The sequence below is a fragment of the Pseudomonas sichuanensis genome (assembly GCF_024749065.1).
GTDB lineage: Bacteria > Pseudomonadota > Gammaproteobacteria > Pseudomonadales > Pseudomonadaceae > Aquipseudomonas > Aquipseudomonas sichuanensis.
Map to the genome: position 1 here is coordinate 5429463 of NZ_CP087185.1, position 17001 is coordinate 5446463.

14 protein-coding genes and 1 riboswitch are annotated in these 17001 nt (G+C 65.4%); of the genes, 6 read left to right on the plus strand and 8 right to left on the minus strand.

What is annotated here, in order from left to right; translation table 11 throughout:
- Nucleotides 1–22 precede the first annotated feature (22 nt).
- Nucleotides 23–1903, minus strand: coding sequence for a phosphomethylpyrimidine synthase ThiC (gene thiC / locus LOY51_RS24450; protein WP_258643420.1), 1881 nt, complete (start codon nt 1901–1903; stop codon nt 23–25).
- A gap of 157 nt (nt 1904–2060) precedes the next feature.
- Nucleotides 2061–2167, minus strand: a riboswitch (TPP riboswitch).
- Nucleotides 2168–2327: 160 nt separating this feature from the next.
- On the opposite strand from thiC, the gene LOY51_RS24455 reads away from it, so the two are divergent.
- On the plus strand, nt 2328–3761 hold the full coding sequence (locus LOY51_RS24455; protein WP_125465779.1) for a TolC family outer membrane protein: 1434 nt from the start codon (nt 2328–2330) through the stop codon (nt 3759–3761).
- A gap of 144 nt (nt 3762–3905) precedes the next feature.
- Here the strand turns inward: LOY51_RS24455 and waaA are convergent, their stop codons facing one another.
- Together waaA and LOY51_RS24465 are read right to left on the minus strand one after the other, a co-directional pair.
- Nucleotides 3906–5177, minus strand: coding sequence for a lipid IV(A) 3-deoxy-D-manno-octulosonic acid transferase (waaA, locus tag LOY51_RS24460; RefSeq protein ID WP_258643422.1), 1272 nt, complete (start codon nt 5175–5177; stop codon nt 3906–3908).
- 11 nt (nt 5178–5188) lie between these two features.
- Entirely contained in the window at nt 5189–6079 is an 891-nt protein-coding gene (locus LOY51_RS24465; protein WP_125860690.1) for a LysR family transcriptional regulator, read from the minus strand.
- Between the two features lie 90 nt (nt 6080–6169).
- On the opposite strand from LOY51_RS24465, the gene LOY51_RS24470 reads away from it, so the two are divergent.
- The 4 genes from LOY51_RS24470 to LOY51_RS24485 all read left to right on the plus strand — a co-directional run bounded on the left by LOY51_RS24470 (nt 6170) and on the right by LOY51_RS24485 (nt 9559).
- On the plus strand, nt 6170–6502 hold the full coding sequence (locus LOY51_RS24470; protein WP_011535981.1) for a DMT family transporter: 333 nt from the start codon (nt 6170–6172) through the stop codon (nt 6500–6502).
- A gap of 69 nt (nt 6503–6571) precedes the next feature.
- Complete coding sequence (locus tag LOY51_RS24475; protein ID WP_258643423.1) at nt 6572–7747, plus strand: NAD(P)/FAD-dependent oxidoreductase; 1176 nt, start codon at nt 6572–6574, stop codon at nt 7745–7747.
- On the plus strand, nt 7744–8556 hold the full coding sequence (locus LOY51_RS24480; protein ID WP_125465783.1) for an aldo/keto reductase: 813 nt from the start codon (nt 7744–7746) through the stop codon (nt 8554–8556). The genes LOY51_RS24475 and LOY51_RS24480 overlap by 4 nt, the downstream gene beginning before the upstream one ends.
- Nucleotides 8557–8593: 37 nt before the next feature.
- Complete coding sequence (locus LOY51_RS24485) at nt 8594–9559, plus strand: metal ABC transporter ATPase (RefSeq protein ID WP_258643426.1); 966 nt, start codon at nt 8594–8596, stop codon at nt 9557–9559.
- An 86-nt stretch (nt 9560–9645) separates the two neighbouring features.
- Here LOY51_RS24485 and hldE read toward each other — a convergent pair whose 3' ends face one another.
- From hldE to LOY51_RS24500, 3 genes are all read right to left on the minus strand, one after another.
- Nucleotides 9646–11067, minus strand: coding sequence for a bifunctional D-glycero-beta-D-manno-heptose-7-phosphate kinase/D-glycero-beta-D-manno-heptose 1-phosphate adenylyltransferase HldE (gene hldE / locus LOY51_RS24490; RefSeq protein WP_110995812.1), 1422 nt, complete (start codon nt 11065–11067; stop codon nt 9646–9648).
- A gap of 129 nt (nt 11068–11196) precedes the next feature.
- A complete protein-coding gene (msbA, locus tag LOY51_RS24495) occupies nt 11197–13005 on the minus strand; it encodes a lipid A export permease/ATP-binding protein MsbA (protein WP_258643428.1) in 1809 nt (602 codons plus the stop codon).
- A 15-nt stretch (nt 13006–13020) separates the two neighbouring features.
- The gene (locus LOY51_RS24500; protein ID WP_258643430.1) at nt 13021–14196 is read right to left on the minus strand and encodes an O-antigen ligase family protein; all 1176 of its coding nucleotides are present in this window, start codon (nt 14194–14196) and stop codon (nt 13021–13023) included.
- Between the two features lie 105 nt (nt 14197–14301).
- On the opposite strand from LOY51_RS24500, the gene LOY51_RS24505 reads away from it, so the two are divergent.
- Entirely contained in the window at nt 14302–14907 is a 606-nt protein-coding gene (locus tag LOY51_RS24505) for a BUD32 family EKC/KEOPS complex subunit (RefSeq protein ID WP_110995810.1), read from the plus strand.
- A gap of 3 nt (nt 14908–14910) precedes the next feature.
- Here the strand turns inward: LOY51_RS24505 and LOY51_RS24510 are convergent, their stop codons facing one another.
- Nucleotides 14911–15999, minus strand: a complete 1089-nt coding sequence (locus LOY51_RS24510) for a glycosyltransferase (RefSeq protein ID WP_258643432.1) — start codon at nt 15997–15999, stop codon at nt 14911–14913.
- A gap of 48 nt (nt 16000–16047) precedes the next feature.
- The gene (locus tag LOY51_RS24515) at nt 16048–17001 is read right to left on the minus strand and encodes a glycosyltransferase family protein (RefSeq protein WP_258643434.1); all 954 of its coding nucleotides are present in this window, start codon (nt 16999–17001) and stop codon (nt 16048–16050) included.

A 17001-nucleotide genomic window follows, 5' to 3' on the forward strand; every position in this document is an offset into this window, starting at 1 on the left:
GCAAAGCGGCCCCGTCCTCTACTTACACTTTCTGGTACAGCTGGCTGCCTTCCTGGCGGAACCGCTCGGCCTGCTCGCGCATGCCCTGCTCGGCCGTCACATCGACGCTGTCGATCTTCGCGGCATACTCACGCACTTCCTGGGTGATCTTCATCGAGCAGAACTTCGGCCCGCACATCGAGCAGAAGTGCGCGACCTTGGCCGACTCCTTGGGCAGCGTCTCGTCGTGGAACGAGCGCGCGGTGTCCGGGTCCAGGCCGAGGTTGAACTGGTCTTCCCAGCGGAACTCGAAGCGCGCCTTGGACAGCGCGTTGTCGCGGATCTGCGCGCCCGGGTGGCCCTTGGCAAGGTCGGCGGCGTGCGCGGCGATCTTGTAGGTGATGATGCCGGTCTTGACGTCATCCTTGTTCGGCAGGCCCAGGTGCTCCTTGGGCGTGACGTAGCAGAGCATGGCGCAACCGAACCAGCCGATCATCGCCGCACCGATGCCCGAAGTGATGTGGTCGTAGCCCGGTGCGATGTCGGTGGTCAGCGGGCCGAGGGTGTAGAACGGCGCCTCGTCGCAGCACTCCAGCTGCTTGTCCATGTTCTCCTTGATCAGCTGCATCGGCACGTGGCCCGGGCCTTCGATCATGCACTGCACGTCGTGCTTCCAGGCGATCTTGGTCAGCTCGCCGAGGGTTTCCAGCTCACCGAACTGGGCGGCGTCGTTGGCGTCGGCGATCGAGCCCGGGCGCAGGCCGTCGCCCAGCGAGAAGCTGACGTCGTAGGCCTTCATGATTTCGCAGATCTCGTCGAAGTGCGTGTACAGGAAGTTCTCTTTGTGGTGCGCCAGGCACCACTTGGCCATGATCGAACCGCCGCGGCTGACGATGCCGGTGACCCGCTTGGCGGTCAGCGGCACGTAGCGCAGCAACACGCCGGCGTGGATGGTGAAGTAGTCCACGCCCTGCTCGGCCTGCTCGATCAGGGTGTCGCGGAACAGCTCCCAGGTCAGGTCTTCGGCAACGCCATTGACCTTCTCCAGGGCCTGGTAGATCGGCACGGTGCCGATCGGTACCGGCGAGTTGCGGATGATCCACTCGCGGGTTTCGTGAATGTGCTTGCCGGTGGACAGGTCCATGACCGTGTCCGAACCCCAGCGGATGCCCCAGGTCAGCTTGGCCACTTCTTCCTCGATCGAGGAGCCCAGGGCGCTGTTGCCGATGTTGCCGTTGATCTTCACCAGGAAGTTGCGGCCGATGATCATCGGCTCGAGTTCGGTGTGGTTGATGTTGGCCGGGATGATCGCGCGGCCACGGGCGATTTCGTCGCGGACGAACTCGGGGGTGATCTCTTTCGGGATGTTGGCACCGAAGCTGTGGCCGGCGTGCTGCTGGCTCAACAGGCCGGCGGCGCGGGCTTCCTGCAGTTTCATGTTCTCGCGGATGGCAACGTATTCCATCTCGGCGGTGATGATGCCCTGGCGGGCGTAGTGCATCTGCGAAACGTTGGCGCCGGGCTTGGCGCGGCGCGGGTTGCGCACATGGGCAAAGCGCAGCTTGGTCAGCTCGGCATCGTTCAGGCGCTGCTGGCCGAAGTTGGAGCTCAGGCCTTCCAGGCGCTCGGTGTCGCCACGGGCGTCGATCCACGCCGAGCGCACATCGCCCAGGCCCTTGCGCACGTCGATGACGACGTTGGGGTCGGTGTACGGGCCGGAAGTGTCATACACCAGCACCGGGGCGTTCTTTTCGCCGCCGAAGTCGGTGGGGGTGTCGTGCAGGCTGATTTCACGCATGGGCACGCGGATGTCGGGGCGCGAACCTTCGACGTAGACCTTGCGCGAATTGGGCAGGGGTTGTACGGACTGTTGGTCGACTTGGGCCGACTCGCTCAGGCTGATAATTTTTTCTTGTTTGCTCATCACAGGCTCTCCAGACAGCTTCCTAGCGGGCGGAATGTCGGGGTGAACCTGAAAGGCGCGGACGCACTCGTGGTGACGAGTGCAGTGCCGGATATGGGGTGCCATGAGCTGCATGCAGCTGTGACGATCCCGGACCTGGCACAAGAGGCTCCCGGGAAGTGAGAGCAATCTTGTTCCCTACGCAGGCGCTAACCTGATCAGGTTCAACGGGATCCGCAACTTTGCGATCTCAGCCTTTGCATCAAGGCACCCCGACAAGAACCTGCGCAGTCTAAGCTGGAGTGGTCGGCAAAGCCAAGCAGGTATTTGGGGGCATGACAAATGGCACAAACAGTGGATTGTTGATGCCTGCGCGTGGCACTACACTGGCGCACCGCTCGATACCCGACAGTACAGTAATTAAATCTTGATCAAGGATTGCCCTATGCTGCGCAAACTCTCACTGGCGATTGCCGTGTCTTGTGCGACCCACGGAGTGGCGTGGGCAGTGGATACGCCCACCACGGTCAAGACCGACCTGGTCAGCGTCTACCAGGAAGCGGTCGACAACAACGCCGACCTGGCCGCCGCCCGCGCCGACTACGGCGCCCGCCGCGAAGTGGTGCCGCAGGCCCGCGCCGGCCTGCTGCCCAACCTGTCGGCCGGTGCCGAAATGATGAACACCCGCACCAAGATCGACGACCCGTCGATCACCTCCAACCGCAGCGGCAATTCCTGGAGCGCCACCCTGGCCCAGCCGATCTTCCGCGCCGATCGCTGGTTCCAGCTGCAAGCCGCCGAAGCCGTCAACGAGCAGGCCGCGCTGGAGCTGTCGGCCACCGAGCAGAACCTGATCCTGCAAACCGCCGAGAACTACTTCAGCGTGCTGCGCGCCCAGGACAACCTGGCCTCGACCAAAGCCGAGGAAGCCGCGTTCAAGCGCCAGCTGGACCAGTCCAACGAGCGTTTCGACGTCGGCCTCTCGGACAAGACCGACGTGCTGCAATCCCAGGCCAGCTACGACACCGCCCGGGCCAACCGGATCATCGCCGAGCGCCAGGTGCAGGACGCCTTCGAGGCACTGATCACCCTGACCAACCGCCAGTACAGCTCGATCCAGGGCGTGGTCCACACCCTGCCGATACAGGTGCCGACCCCCAACGACGCCAAGGCCTGGGTCGAAACCGCCGGGCGCCAGAACCTCAACCTGCTGGCCACCAACCACGCGGTCGATGCCGCCGAAGAGACCCTGCGCCAGCGCAAGGCCGGCCACGCGCCGACCCTCGATGCGGTGGCCAAGTACCAGAAGGGCGACAACGACAGCCTGGGCTTCACCAATCCCTCGCAGAACGGCATCCGTTACGGTGGCGATGTGGAGCAGACCAGCGTCGGCCTGCAGTTGAACATTCCGATCTACAGCGGCGGGCTGACCAGCTCGCAAGTGCGCGAGGCTTACCAGCGCCTGAGCCAGAGCGAGCAGCAGCGCGAGAGCCTGCGCCGCCAGGTGGTGGAGAACACCCGCAACCTGCACCGCGCGGTGAACACCGACGTGGAGCAGGTGCAGGCGCGCAAGCAGTCGATCATCTCCAACCAGAGTGCGCTGGAGGCCACCGAAATCGGCTACCAGGTGGGTACCCGCAACATCGTCGACGTGCTGGATGCCCAACGCCAGCTGTACACCTCGGTGCGCGACTACAACAACAGCCGCTATGACTACATCCTCGACAACCTGCGCCTGAAGCAGGCGGCGGGGACGTTGAGCCCGCAGGATCTGCAGGACCTGGGGCGGTACCTGAAGGCCGACTACAACCCCGACAAGGACTTCCTGCCACCGGACCTGGCGGCGGCGGCGGCGAAGAACTTCGAACGCAGGCCTTGATATCGGCGCTGGCCCCTTCGCGGGTAAATCGCAGCGGCGAACCGCCGCTCCCACAGGTACATCGCAAGGCTCAAGGCCAGTGGTGTACCTGTGGGAGCGGCGGTTCGCCGCTGCGATTTACCCGCGAAGAGGCCAGTGAGCCTGTCAGCGAATGAACTGCGCCAACCCATCCAGCAACCGCTGCAACGCGCCCTGATTGGCCTGCATCACCGCCCTGCCCGCCTCGCCCATGCGTCGGGCATCCTGCGGCAGTTCGACCAAGCGGCGCACCGCGCCGGCCAGCCCCTCGGCATCGTCCACCTGCTGCAACGCCCCCGCCTCACGCAGCATCGCGCTGATCTCGAGGAAGTTGAATACATGTGGCCCCATCAGCACCGGCAACGCCAGCGCTGCGGGCTCCAGCGGGTTGTGCCCGCCGGTGGCCACCAGGCTGCCACCGACAAAGGCAATGTCGGCCAGGGCATAGAGGAACAGCAGCTCGCCCATGGTGTCGCCCAGCAACACCTGGGTCTGGGCCTGAACCGCCTCCCCGGTGGAACGGCGCACCGTGGCGAACCCGGCGCTGCACAGGGCATGTACCGCATTGAACCGCTCGGGGTGGCGCGGCACCAGGATCAGCAGCGCATCGCCGTGCACCTGGAGCAGTTGCCGATGCGCCTCGAGGATCAGCGCATCCTCACCGTCATGGGTGCTGGCGGCGATCCACACCGGGCGCTGCGTCGCCCCCCATTGCTCGCGCAACGCCCGGGCGCGGGGCAGCAGTTGCTCATCGATCTTCAGGTCGAACTTGATCGAACCCGTCACCTGCACGCATTCGCTGCGCGCGCCAAGGCTGCGAAAGCGCTCGGCCTCGGTCTCGGTCTGCACGGCGATCAGGCTCATTTCCTCGAGCATCGGCCGGGTCAGGCCGGCAAAGCGGGCATAACCACGCGCCGAGCGCTCGGACAACCGCGCATTGGCCAGCGCCACCGGGATGCCGCGCTTGGCGCACTGGTGGATATGGTTCGGCCACAGCTCGGTTTCCATGATGATGCCCAGCTTCGGGCGCACATGGTCGAGGAAGCGCCCGGCCGCCCATGGCAGGTCATAGGGCAGGTAGCAGTGCTGGACCCGCGGCTCGCCTTCGAACATCGCGCGGATGCGCTCCGACCCGGTCGGGGTCATGCAGGTCAGGGTGATCGGCAGGTCCGGATACTGCTTGAGCAGCGCGCGAACCAAAGGCGCGGCGGCGATGCTCTCGCCCACCGACACCGCATGCACCCAGATCCCGCCCTGCTTCAGCGGCGGTAGCTTGCAGGCGAAGCGCTCATTGATGCGCGCACGATACGCCGGCGCCTTGCGCCCGCGCAGGAACAGGCGCAGCGCGACCAGCGGCAGGCCCAGGTGAAACAGCAGGGAGTAGAGGGTTCTGTTCATGGCGGCGGAGTTTACCCGATCGCACGCAGGTGCACGGCAAAACGCTCGGCCAACCATTGCGCCGCCGGCCCCAGCGGCTCGTCACGGCGCCAGGCCAGCTCGGCCACCAGCGCGGGCGGGCGCCACTCGCTGTCCAGCTCGACCATTTGTGCCTGGTAGGTGGGGTACTGCACCACGTGGCGCGGCAACCAGGCCCAGCCCAGGCCGCGCATCAGCAGTTCGGCCATGGCGTAGAAGCTGTCGGCACGCCAGACCTGCGGGCTGATCGCCTCGCCGCCTGGGTAACCGCTCTGCTGTGGGGTGATCAGCAACTGGCGATGACGTGCCAGTTGCTGGCGGCTGACCTTGCCCTGCCCTGCCAACGGGTGGCCGATGGCGCACACGGTGACCATCTCGACGCTGCCCAGGGCGCGCCGCTCCAGCGAGGAGGGAATGCTTTCGTGGTGGAAGAACAGGCCCAGATCGGCACGTCGCTCCACCAGCTTGCGCGCCACATCGCCCTGGGCGCCGCTGGCCAGCTGCACCTCCAGGAAGGGGTAGTGGGCGGCCAGTTCGTCGAGGCTGTCGATCACCGGCTGATAGGGCATCGCCTCATCCTGGGCCACCCGCAGCAAGGCTTCCTGGCCGCGCATCAGGGCCAGCGCCCGGCCATCCAGGCGCTCGCACTGGCGCAGCAGTTCACGGGCGTCTTCCAGCAAGGCCGCGCCGCTTTCGGTCAGACGCGGCTGGCGGCCACTGCTGCGCTCGAACAGGGTCACACCCAGGTCCGTCTCAAGCAGGGCAATGGCGGTGCTCACCGCCGATTGCGCCTTGCGTTGCTCGCGCGCCACGGCGGAGAACGAGCGCAGTTCGGCGGTGCGCACGAACAGGCGCAATTGCTCCAGGTTCCAGTGTTCGGTCATGGCCAGCCTATCTCCATTACAGATAGGTAATGACTTTACCCCATCCCAGCTTTCCCTAGAATGCCCGACCAGCAACGGAGGAAACGAACCATGAACGCCTATACCTATCTCGCCATCGCCATCTGCGCCGAAGTCATCGCCACTGCTTCCATGAAAGCGGTCAAGGGCTTGAGCACGCCGTTGCCGCTGCTGCTGATGATCTGTGGCTATGGCGTGGCGTTCTGGATGCTCACCCTGGTGGTGCGCAGCATCCCGGTGGGCATCGCCTACGCCATCTGGTCGGGGCTGGGCATCGTGCTGATCAGCGTCGCCGCGCTGGTGATCTATGGGCAGAAGCTGGATGTGCCGGCAATGCTGGGCATGGCCATGATCGTCGGCGGGGTGGTGGTGATCCAGGTGTTTTCCAACACCGCCGGGCATTGATCCACAGGGCACCTGTGCCTGGCGGGGGCCTGTATACTGCGCACCTGTCCCAGCTTTAGAGGTGCCCGCATGCCATCCGCCATTTCCACCGACGTGCTGATCGTCGGTGCCGGGGTCGCCGGCCTCTGGCTCAATGCCCGCCTGCGCAAGCAGGGTTATTCGACCGTACTGGTAGAACGCGCCAGCCTAGGCGGCGAGCAGACCATCAAGTCGCAAGGCATCATCCACGGCGGCACCAAGTACGCCCTGCACGGCGCCCTGACCGGCGCCTCCGAGGCCATCGCCGACATGCCGCGGCGCTGGCGCGAAGCCCTCGCCGGCACGGGCGAGCTGGACCTGACCGGCACCCGCCTGCTGTCCGATGCCCACTACCTCTGGTCCCCCGGCACCCTGGCCGGCAACCTCACCAGCTTCTTCGCCAGCAAGGCCGTGCGCGGCCGGGTCGACCAGGTCAAGGGCGAGCAATTGCCGCCGGCCCTGCAGGACCGCGCCTTCAAGGGCAAGGTGTACCGCCTGGCCGAACTGGTCATCGACGTCCCCAGCCTGCTGGTCAACCTGGCGCAGCTGGCCGGTGACAGCCTGCTGGCCGGCGAGCGTATCGAACCGCTGCGCGAGGGCGACGAACTGGTCGGGCTGAACGTCGATGGCCGCGAAATCCGCGCCCAGCGCATCGTCCTCAGTGCCGGTGGCGGCACCGAGGACCTGTTGCACGCCCTAGGCCTGAACCAGCCGACCATGCAGCGCCGTCCCCTGCACATGGTTCTGGCCAAAGGCCCGAACCTCAAGCCGCTGTATGCCCACTGCCTGGGCGGCGGGCCCAAACCGCGCATCACCGTCACCACCCACCCGGCGGCCGACGGCCAGTGGGTGTGGTACCTCGGTGGCGACCTCGCCGAAGCCGACGGCGTCGCCCGCGAACCGGCCGCGCAGATTGCCGCCGCGCAAAAAGAAGTCGCCGGCCTGTTGCCCTGGGTCGATCAGAGCCTGATCCGCTGGGCCACGCTGCGCATCGACCGTGCCGAACCTGGGCAATCAGGCCTGGTGCGCCCAGACAACGCCTTCCTCGCCGAGCAGCAGCGCCTGCTGGTAGGCTGGCCGACCAAACTGGCCCTGGCGCCGGACCTGACCGACCGCGTGCTGGCCAGCCTCGAGCGCGACGGCATCCGCCCGGCCGCCCGCCCCGACCTCACCGACCTGCCACGCCCGCCACTGGGCGTGCCGGCCTGGGAGCAACTGCTGCCATGAGCCTGCCGACCCTGCACGACCATCACCGCGCACTGGGCAGCACCGGCCTGCGTGTTTCGCCACTGGGCCTGGGCACGGTCAAGCTCGGCCGCGACCAGGGCGTGAAATACCCCAACGGTTTCACCATCCCCGACGACACCGCCGCTGCCCTGCTGCTCGCGCAAGCCCGCGAGCTGGGCATCAACCTGCTCGATACCGCGCCCGCCTATGGCCGTAGCGAAGAGCGCCTGGGCCCGCTGCTGCGCGGCCAGCGCGACGAATGGGTGATCGTCAGCAAGGTCGGTGAAGAATTCGACGACGGCCAATCGCGCTTCGACTTCAGCGCCGCGCACACCCGCCGCTCGGTGGAGCGCAGCCTCAAGCGCCTGGAAACCGACCGCATCGAGCTGGTGCTGGTGCACTCCGATGGCAACGACCTGGCGATCCTCGAGCACGAAGCGGTTTATGAAACCCTTGCCGCACTCAAGCAGGAGGGCAAGATTCTCGGCTATGGTTTCTCTGGCAAAACCGTTGCCGGTGGCCTGAAAGCCCTGGAACAGGGCGATTGCGCCATGGTCACCTACAACCTCAACGAGCAGGCGGAGCGCCCGGTGCTGGACTACGCTGCCGAGCACGGCAAGGCCATCCTGGTGAAGAAAGCCCTGGCCAGCGGGCATGTCTGCCTGGCCCCCGGGGTCGACCCAGTGCAGGCCAGCTTCGAGCTGCTGTTTGCCCACCCGGGTGTGAACAGTGCCATCGTCGGCACCATCAACCCGCTGCACCTGGCCCACAACGTGGCCACAGTCGCCCGCATCCTGGGCCGGCCCTGAGCCACCCGGGCGGGGGCCCAACGCAAGGAGGAGCCTCGTGCCGCGTACGCTGATCCGCAAGAACCCGAGCAACTTCAAGACCCTGCCGCTGCACGTCGAGGCCACCCCCGACGGCCTGACCTACCAGAGCATCGGCATGCCACTGAACTTCGCCCAGACCCTGCAGCGGCGCAAGGCGATCCAGCTGGGCAACCCCGAACGCTTCGTGGTCGAGCTGGCCAACCTGGGCGTCTCGGTGCGCCTCACGCTGAACTGGCAGGGCCGCGACTACTGGGTGCTGGTGCGCCAGCGCCGCCAGGACCGCGGCGATGTGGTGCTCAAACTGATTTCTGGCTATGTGCCCGCCCACGAGTTGAACCTGCCGCTACTCACCGCCATTCAGGAAGTGGCCGAGGAATGCCTGCTGGAAACCCCCGAGGGCTGGCTGGGCGGGCGCTTCAACGATACCTGGCTGCCGGCCCCCTATGCCGCCGCCCTGCACTACCGCGAAGCGCCACCCTTCGTGCTCTCACCCGAATCCGGCGCCGCCCGCCCGGTGCACTGTGCCAACCTGATGCTGCTGGAACGGCCACGGGCCTACGTGCACCTGCCGACGGCCTCGCTGCAGTTGATCTATGACCTGCGCCTGCAGGTGCCCAGGGACGCCAAGCCGCTGAGCCTGTTCCACGTCGATGAACGGCTGGAAGGTGATCAACTGGTGGCGCGGCTGAACCGCAAGCGCCCGGACCTGTACCTGATGCCCTTGAAGGATGGCCAGCCGCTGCCTGAGCTCTACACCCTGAAGAAGGACCAACTGCTGCCGGCGAGTACGCGTGGGGTGTGGCTGGCAGAAAGCTTTGCGCGCCAGGAGGGTTGGGTGGTGCGCGATGAGCGGGTGCGCTGGCGGGATTGGCTGAAGCAACAGGGGCTGGCAGAGCAGCGCAGGCCGGAAACGCACCTGCAGCGTTTCAGTGACAAGGCCCGTGAATTGCTCGAGCGAGCGCGGGGAACACTGCACAAATAGTCGCGGGAGCAACTGCCTTGCGCTGGCCCCCTGTAGGAGCGGCCTTGTGCCGCTCCTACAGGGGGCGTGCCGGCAATGGGCCGGTTTCAGTGCTTGCGGATCTTCTCGACGATGGCGGTGGTCGAGCTGTTCTCGACCAGCCCCAGCACCTTCACCGTACCGCCGTAGGCCTTGACGATATCGGCGCCGACCACCTGGTCGATGCCATAGTCGCCGCCCTTGACCAACACATCCGGCTTCACCTGGCGCAGCAGGTTCTCCGGGGTGTCTTCAGGGAAGCTGATCACCCAGTCCACCGCACCCAGCCCGGCCAGTACGGCCATGCGCCGGTCGACGCTGTTGATCGGCCGTCCCGGGCCTTTCAAACGACTGACCGAGGCATCGTCGTTGATCGCGACAATCAGCCTGTCGCCTTGGGCGCGCGCTTGCTCCAGGTAGGTCACGTGGCCGGCATGGAGGATGTCGAAGCAGCCATTGGTGAAGACGATCTTCTCGTTGTGCGCACGGGCATCGTCGATCGCCAGCAGCAACTGCTCCAGGCCCAGCACACCACGCTCGGAACCCTCTTCGCGCTGGATGGCCCGGCGCAGTTCCGGGGCACTGATGGCCGCCGTACCGAGCTTGCCCACCACGATGCCGGCGGCCAGGTTGGCCAAGGCGACGGCGTGGGGCAGCTCTTCACCGGCAGCGATGGCGGCGGCCAGGGTGGAGATCACGGTATCGCCGGCACCGGTGACATCGAACACTTCACGGGCCCGGGCCGGCAGATGCAAGGCCGGGTGACCGGTGCGCAGCAGGGTCATGCCGTGCTCGCCACGGGTCACCAGCAGCGCCCCCAGGTCGAGCTCGTCGAGCAGGGTGAGGCCCTTGGCGACCAGTTCGGCCTCGTCGGCACAACGGCCGACGATCGCCTCGAACTCGCTCAGGTTGGGCGTGATCAAGCTGGCGCCACGGTAGATGGAGAAATCCTTGCCCTTGGGGTCGGCCAGCACCGGAATGCCTTTGGCCCGGGCGGCCTGGATCAACGCCTGGTGGTTCTTCAGCGCGCCCTTGCCGTAGTCGGAGAGCACCAGCACCTTGATGCCTTCGAGCAGGCCGTCGACCTCGGCGCCCAGCGACAGCGCGTCGGTGGCAAAGGGTTCTTCGAAATCGATGCGCAGCAGTTGCTGGTGACGGCTCATCACCCGCAGCTTGACGATGGTCGGCTGGTGCGCGATGCGCTGGAAGATCGAGCGCACACCGGCGGCCTGCAGGCTGTTGGCGAGGCTGTCGGCAGCTTCGTCCTGGCCGGTGACGCCGACCAGCGCGGCTGGCGCGCCCAAGGCGGCGATGTTCAACGCGACGTTGGCCGCACCGCCGGGGCGATCTTCGATCTGATCGACCTTGACCACCGGCACCGGCGCTTCAGGCGAAATACGTGAAGTACCGCCATGCCAGTAGCGGTCGAGCATGACATCGCCGACCACCAGTACCGGGGCTTGATCGAAACGCGGCATGGACAACTTCATGGGCAACCCATATGAAAAAGTGAACAGGGGCAGGATATTAGCACAGGGTCGAGGATGGCTTTACGGCCAGCTTCACTGTGGACAACTGCAGTGACAATCGGGGCCATGCAGGCCCCGATCTTTGAGGTTTCAGGTGATATCGGCGTTTTCCGGCGCATCCAGGCCCATGGCATGCAGGCGGGCATAATAGCCATTGGCCGCCAGCAGCTCGGTGTGGGTACCACGCTCCACCAGCCGCCCCTGGTCCATCACCAGGATCATGTCGGCTTTCTCGATGGTCGACAGGCGGTGGGCGATCACCAGGGTGGTACGGCCTTGCATCACATGGTCCAGGGCTGCCTGGATATGCCGCTCGGACTCGGTGTCCAGGGCCGAGGTGGCCTCGTCGAGGATCAGCAGCGGTGCGTTTTTCAGCAGCGCCCGGGCAATCGCCAGGCGCTGGCGCTGGCCGCCGGAGAGCAGTACGCCGTTCTCGCCGACTTCGGTGTCGAAGCCCTTGGGCAACTGGTCGACGAACTCCTTGGCATAGGCATCGGCAGCCGCGGCTTCGATGTCTGCGCGCGGCGCGCCGGCCAGGTCGCCGTAGGCAATGTTGTTGGCCACGGTGTCGTTGAACAGGGTGACGTGCTGGGTCACCTGCGACACGTGCCGGCGCAGGTTGCGCAAGCGGTACTCCTCGATCTCCACGCCATCGAGCAGGATCTGCCCTTCGCTGTGGTGATAGAAGCGCGGGATCAGCGCCGCCAGCGTGGACTTGCCGCTGCCGGAGCGGCCGACCAGGGCAATCATCTGCCCAGGCTCGGCAGTAAAGCTGATATCGCTGAGCACCTGGCGCTCGGTGCCGGGGTAGGTGAAGCTGAGGTTGCGCACTTCCAGGCGGCCTTCGACCCGCTCCTTCTCGACGGTGCCGGTATCGACCTCAGGTTCTTCGTCGAGCTGCTCGAAGATGCTCTCGGCACCCGCGAGGCCTTTCTGGATGGTCGAGCTGACCTCGGAAAGTTGGCGGATCGGCTTGGGCAACAGGCCTGCGGCGGTAATGTAGGCGACCATGTCACCGGCCGACGCATCGCCACGCAGGAACAGCACCAGGAACATCAGCGCAGCCATGGCGGTGTAGATCACCAACTGCAGCATCGGCGTGTACAGCGCGCCGGTCTTGGTCATGCGCAGTTGCTTGTCGGTGTTGCTCTGGCTGGCGTTGTCGAAACGCTGCTGCTCGTAGGCCTCGCCGCCGAAACTGCGCACCACGCGGTAGCCCTGGATGGTCTCGGACGCGACGTGGGTCACGTCACCCATGGCCACCTGGATCTTCTTGCTCTGCTTGCGGAATTTCTTGCTGGCGGTACTTACCATCACCGCGATCACCGGCAGGATGGCGAGCATGACCAAGGTCAGCATCCAGTTCATCCACAACAGGTAGACGAACAGGAAGACCACGGTCAGGCCTTCGCGGATCACCACCTTGATCGCATCGGTGGCGGCACCGGTGACCATGGTCACGTTGAAGGTGATGCGCGAGATCAGGTGCCCGGAGTTGTGGTTGTCGAAATAGCGGTTGGGCAGCACCAGCAACTTGTTGAACAACTCGACCCGCAGGTCGTGCACCAGGCACAACGAAACCTTGGCCAGGAAGTAGTTGCCCAGGAACGAACCCAGGCCCTGCCAGGCCGCGATCAGGATGATCAGCAGCGGCACAGCCTGCAGCAGTTGCAGGTCGCGCAGGTAGGGCACATTGGGGAACAGCACGGCCTCTGGGTTGCTCAGGCCGTCGACGAAGTACTTGAGAATGCCGGCCAGCATCGGCTGGGTAGAGGCGAAGATCACGAACCCGACGATACTCAGCAGGAAAATGCCGACGTAGGGTTTCACGTAGCCCAGCAGCCTGAAGTAGATCTTCAGGCTGGAGGTGTTCTCCGCCGGGAGCGGTGTTTCGGCCATCATCGAGCTCGCTGTTCAGGTTGAACCGGCGATTTTACCACAGGGTTGTTGCCGTTCATGTGCCCAGGGCAACAACATCACCAGCGCCACCGGCAGCCAGCTGATGAACCATTCGGCGCGCGGGGTGCCAGTCAGGCTGGCGGCGTCGAACTGCATGGCCAGGGTGGAGAACACCCAGAAGCCGAACAGGACCTTGCCGAACAGCGTGGCTCGGGCCCGCACGATCTCGCCCAGGGCGAACAGCCAGACCGCCGTCCACAGCAGCATGCCGGGCAGGCCCAACTCCACGGCGACGTGGGTGAACATGTTGTGGGTGTGATCGAACTCAAGGCCGACTGCATGAACGCGATAGAAGGCGCCCAGGCCGAGGCCGGTCAGCGGGTGTTCGCTGATCATCTGCACGGCCGCCTGGAAGATCTCCGGCCGGTACGATGAACCCCGCTGGGTGATCAAGCCGTACATCAGGTAGAAGGCCACGGCAGTCGCCAGGGCCGCCAACAGTGCGAACAGGGCGCTGCTGCGAGTGCGATGCCAGAGCGGTGCCAGGAGCACCGTCGCTACCAGCGCCAGGGCCGCACCACGGCTCTGGCTGAACACCACGAAGGCACCCAGGCAGGCCAGCGCCAGCGCCCAAGCCAGTTGCAGGCCGCGCTGGCGCGGGTTGCTGTACAACAGCCACAGCGCCGCCGCAGCGACCACATAGCCACCTAGGATCGGGTGGGAAATCTCGCCGATACCCTCGATGCGGGTCACCAGTGGCTGGCCCTGCAGGCCGTAGAAGCGCACCACCGAAATCAGCGCCGCCAGCGCCAGCAGCCCGCCGCCCAGCATCAGCAGACGCCAGATGCGTTCGATACCCGCCTGCGCCAACAGAGGGAATGCCATCAGGAACAGCAGGATGTACACCAGCCGCTTGCCTTCGCGCGAGACATCCTCGGCGGTGGACCAGGCCAGTGTCACGGCACTCCAGGCCAACAAGCCCAGCAGCGCGAGCCACAATGCCGGCTGGCGGCGCCAAGCCTCGATGAACACCTGCCGGGCCGACCAGGCCAGGCCCAGAGTGGGCAACCACAGAAACAGGACCAGGCCCTGTTGATAAACCTTATTGCTCGGCGCCAGTGCGATCGCCGCCAGGAACCAGACAAAACCCAGCCCCAGCCAGGCCTTGGCCCAGCGCTTTTCGTACAACATCCCGTTCCCTCGTTGAAACCCTGAAACACCAGCATGGTGCTAACAGATAATTTTCGGCATTATTGCCGGTCATTTTGCCTGCCCATGAAGACAAGGCCAGAACTCATGCAATGCTCCCGGCTCTCCCAGACCGACTTCGATCGGCTGATACTCGGCGCCAAGGTGCTAGAGGCAGATAGCCATGGTGCCAAAGTCTACCTGCTTGAAGATGGAAATATCCTCAAGGTTTTTCGTCGCAAGCGTCTGATTTCATCTGCGCTGCTGCGCCCGTACTCGCAGCGCTTCATCGACAACGCCCGGCACCTGGCGCAACTGGGCTTGCCCACCCTGGAAGTGATCAGCCATTACAAGCTGCCACTGCCTGGCCGCACCGCCGTGCTGTATCGCCCACTGCCGGGCGATACCCTGCTGGGCCTCTCCCGCCAACCCGGCTTCAGTTGGGACAACCTGTTGCCGCAGCTGATCGAGCTGGTCCGGCGCCTGCATCGCTCGGGTATCTACTTCCGCTCGCTGCACCTGGGCAATGTGGTGCAGACCCCCGAAGGGCTGCTGGGGCTGATCGACGTGGCCGACATGCGCTTCCTGCGCGCGCCCTTGTCATCGCGGATGGTGCGACGCAACGTGCAGCACATGGCGCGGTACATCGAGCGCGAGCAACTGGACCAGCAGTTCCCCCTCGCACAGTTCCAGGCGGCCTTGATCGGCCAGTGATGCTCAGCCCCCCAGCAGGCTTGCCGAGCCGGCCTTGAACGCCGCCCAGCCCTGCTCGGGCGCCAGCGCCTGCCATTGCTCCCGCGCCACTGCCGCGCCATCGCGCGTGACGCAGTTGGCGATGGCCTCGGCCCAGCAGTGCTGGTCGCCGACGGGCAGATAAAAGCCCGCTTCACCCAACTGCTCACGGAACACCGGTAGGTCGCTGCAGATCACCGGTACTGCGGACAGTACCGCCTCCTGCAGCACCAGCCCCAGACCTTCCGAGCGCGAGGGCACCAGCAACCAGTCGAACGCCGGATACAGCCGCGCCAGATCGTCACGATGGCCGCAGAAACGCACGCTGTCTGCCACCCCCAGCGCCTCGGCACGAGCCTGCAAGTGCGTACGCAGCTCGCCATCCCCCAGGATTGCCAACTGCGCGCCTGGCATACGCATGCGCGCCTCGGCGAAGGCTTCTATCAGCATCGCAAAGCCTTTGCTCTCCACCAGCCGCCCCACCGCGCCCAGCACCGGCCCTCCCTCCGTCAGCCCCAGCGCCTGGCGGGCTTGCTCACGCCCCAGCAACTGCTGGCAGAAGGCGTGCGGGTCAAGGGCGATGCGCACCGTTCGCACCGGCCGCCCAAGATCCTGCTCAAGCGTGCGCGCCAGCGTGGCCGACACCGCCGCGACCCGCAGGCGCTCGGCCGGGAACTGGCAGAACAGGCGCACATCCTCGGCATTCAAGCGGGTCATACCATGGAACAGCACCGCCACCTGCACGCCGGGCAGGCGGTGCAACAGCGGCAGCAGCAGACGGGCGACGCCGACGCCATCCAGCAGCAGCACATCGGCAGCCGCCTCACGCAGCGCGCGCAGCATGCGCCAGCGCACCCAGGACAACGCCAGGCGGTGGGGCATGCGCCCCTTGAGCACCCGCGACTGCAAATGCCAGCTACGGGTTTTGCCGATTCCACCGCTCAAGCCATCGCCAAGCAACAGCCAGTTGCAGACCTGCCCCCCCATCGGGGCATGCGCCAGCACTTGGCGGTGGACAGTGTGTACGGACATGAACGGTGTACCACCCGACCACATCACATTGACGATATTCAACGGTATCGCGCCCCTACGGTCATACGGATGGGCCAGCCAGCTCTTCGATCAGCCGATGCGCATCAGCAATCGCTGCCAGAAGGTCAGCGGCGGATGCGGCCGCAGAGGGGGCTCCATGTGTTCGACAATACTTCGGCCAACCTGGGCAAAGCTGAAGCGCGACGTTGCCAGTTCGCGCCCGTTGCCGGCAATGCGCGCCGCCAGCGCCGGGTCGTCACGCAGTTGCCGCAACTTGGCCTGCAGCGCCGGGATGCTGTCGTACAGCACCACGTTGTGCATATCGACCAGGCCCAGAGCACGATTCTCCTCCTCGCCCTGGTCGTATGCCAGTAGCACGCACCCGCAGGCCATAGCCTCGAAGTTCTTGATCATGTATTCGCCCATGCCGACATCGGCACTGACGAAAAAGCGGATGCGATTGAGGGTGTTGCAGTAGTCCTCACCGGACTTGGTGCGGGTCACCACCAGGTTTTCCACCTGCCCCAGCTCGTCCAGCAGCGCCTTGCGGCCGCTGTAGGCAACGCTGTTGGTACTGCCTACAAAGGCCAGTTCGATATCGCGCTCACGCCCCTGATCGGTCAACAGCTGCTCGTCGTAGCCCTTGGGCACGAACACGGCGTCGAAGCCTTCCTGGCGCAAGCGCTCACTGACCATGTAACCGGAGCTGATCACCCGCGCCCACGGCAGCTGCCGGTAATGCGCGCTGAACTTGCCGGTGTACTTGCAGGGGATGTAGTTCTGGTAGGCGTCGTGCTCGAGGATCACCAGGTTGGGGATGCTGCGAATGAATGCGACCTGGCGGATCTCCTGCTTGAAGCGCAGGAAGAACACGATGCGGTCATAGCGCGTGACGTCGACTTCACGCTTGAAGTAGCGGCGCAGGTTGCGCTGGTCTTCGTCGCTCACCCAACGCAGGTCGCAGTCGCAGTGGGCCGCGACGCCGTCATACAGGCGGTCGAGAATCGCCCGTTGTTCCTTCTGCACCAGAAATAGGACTTTCAT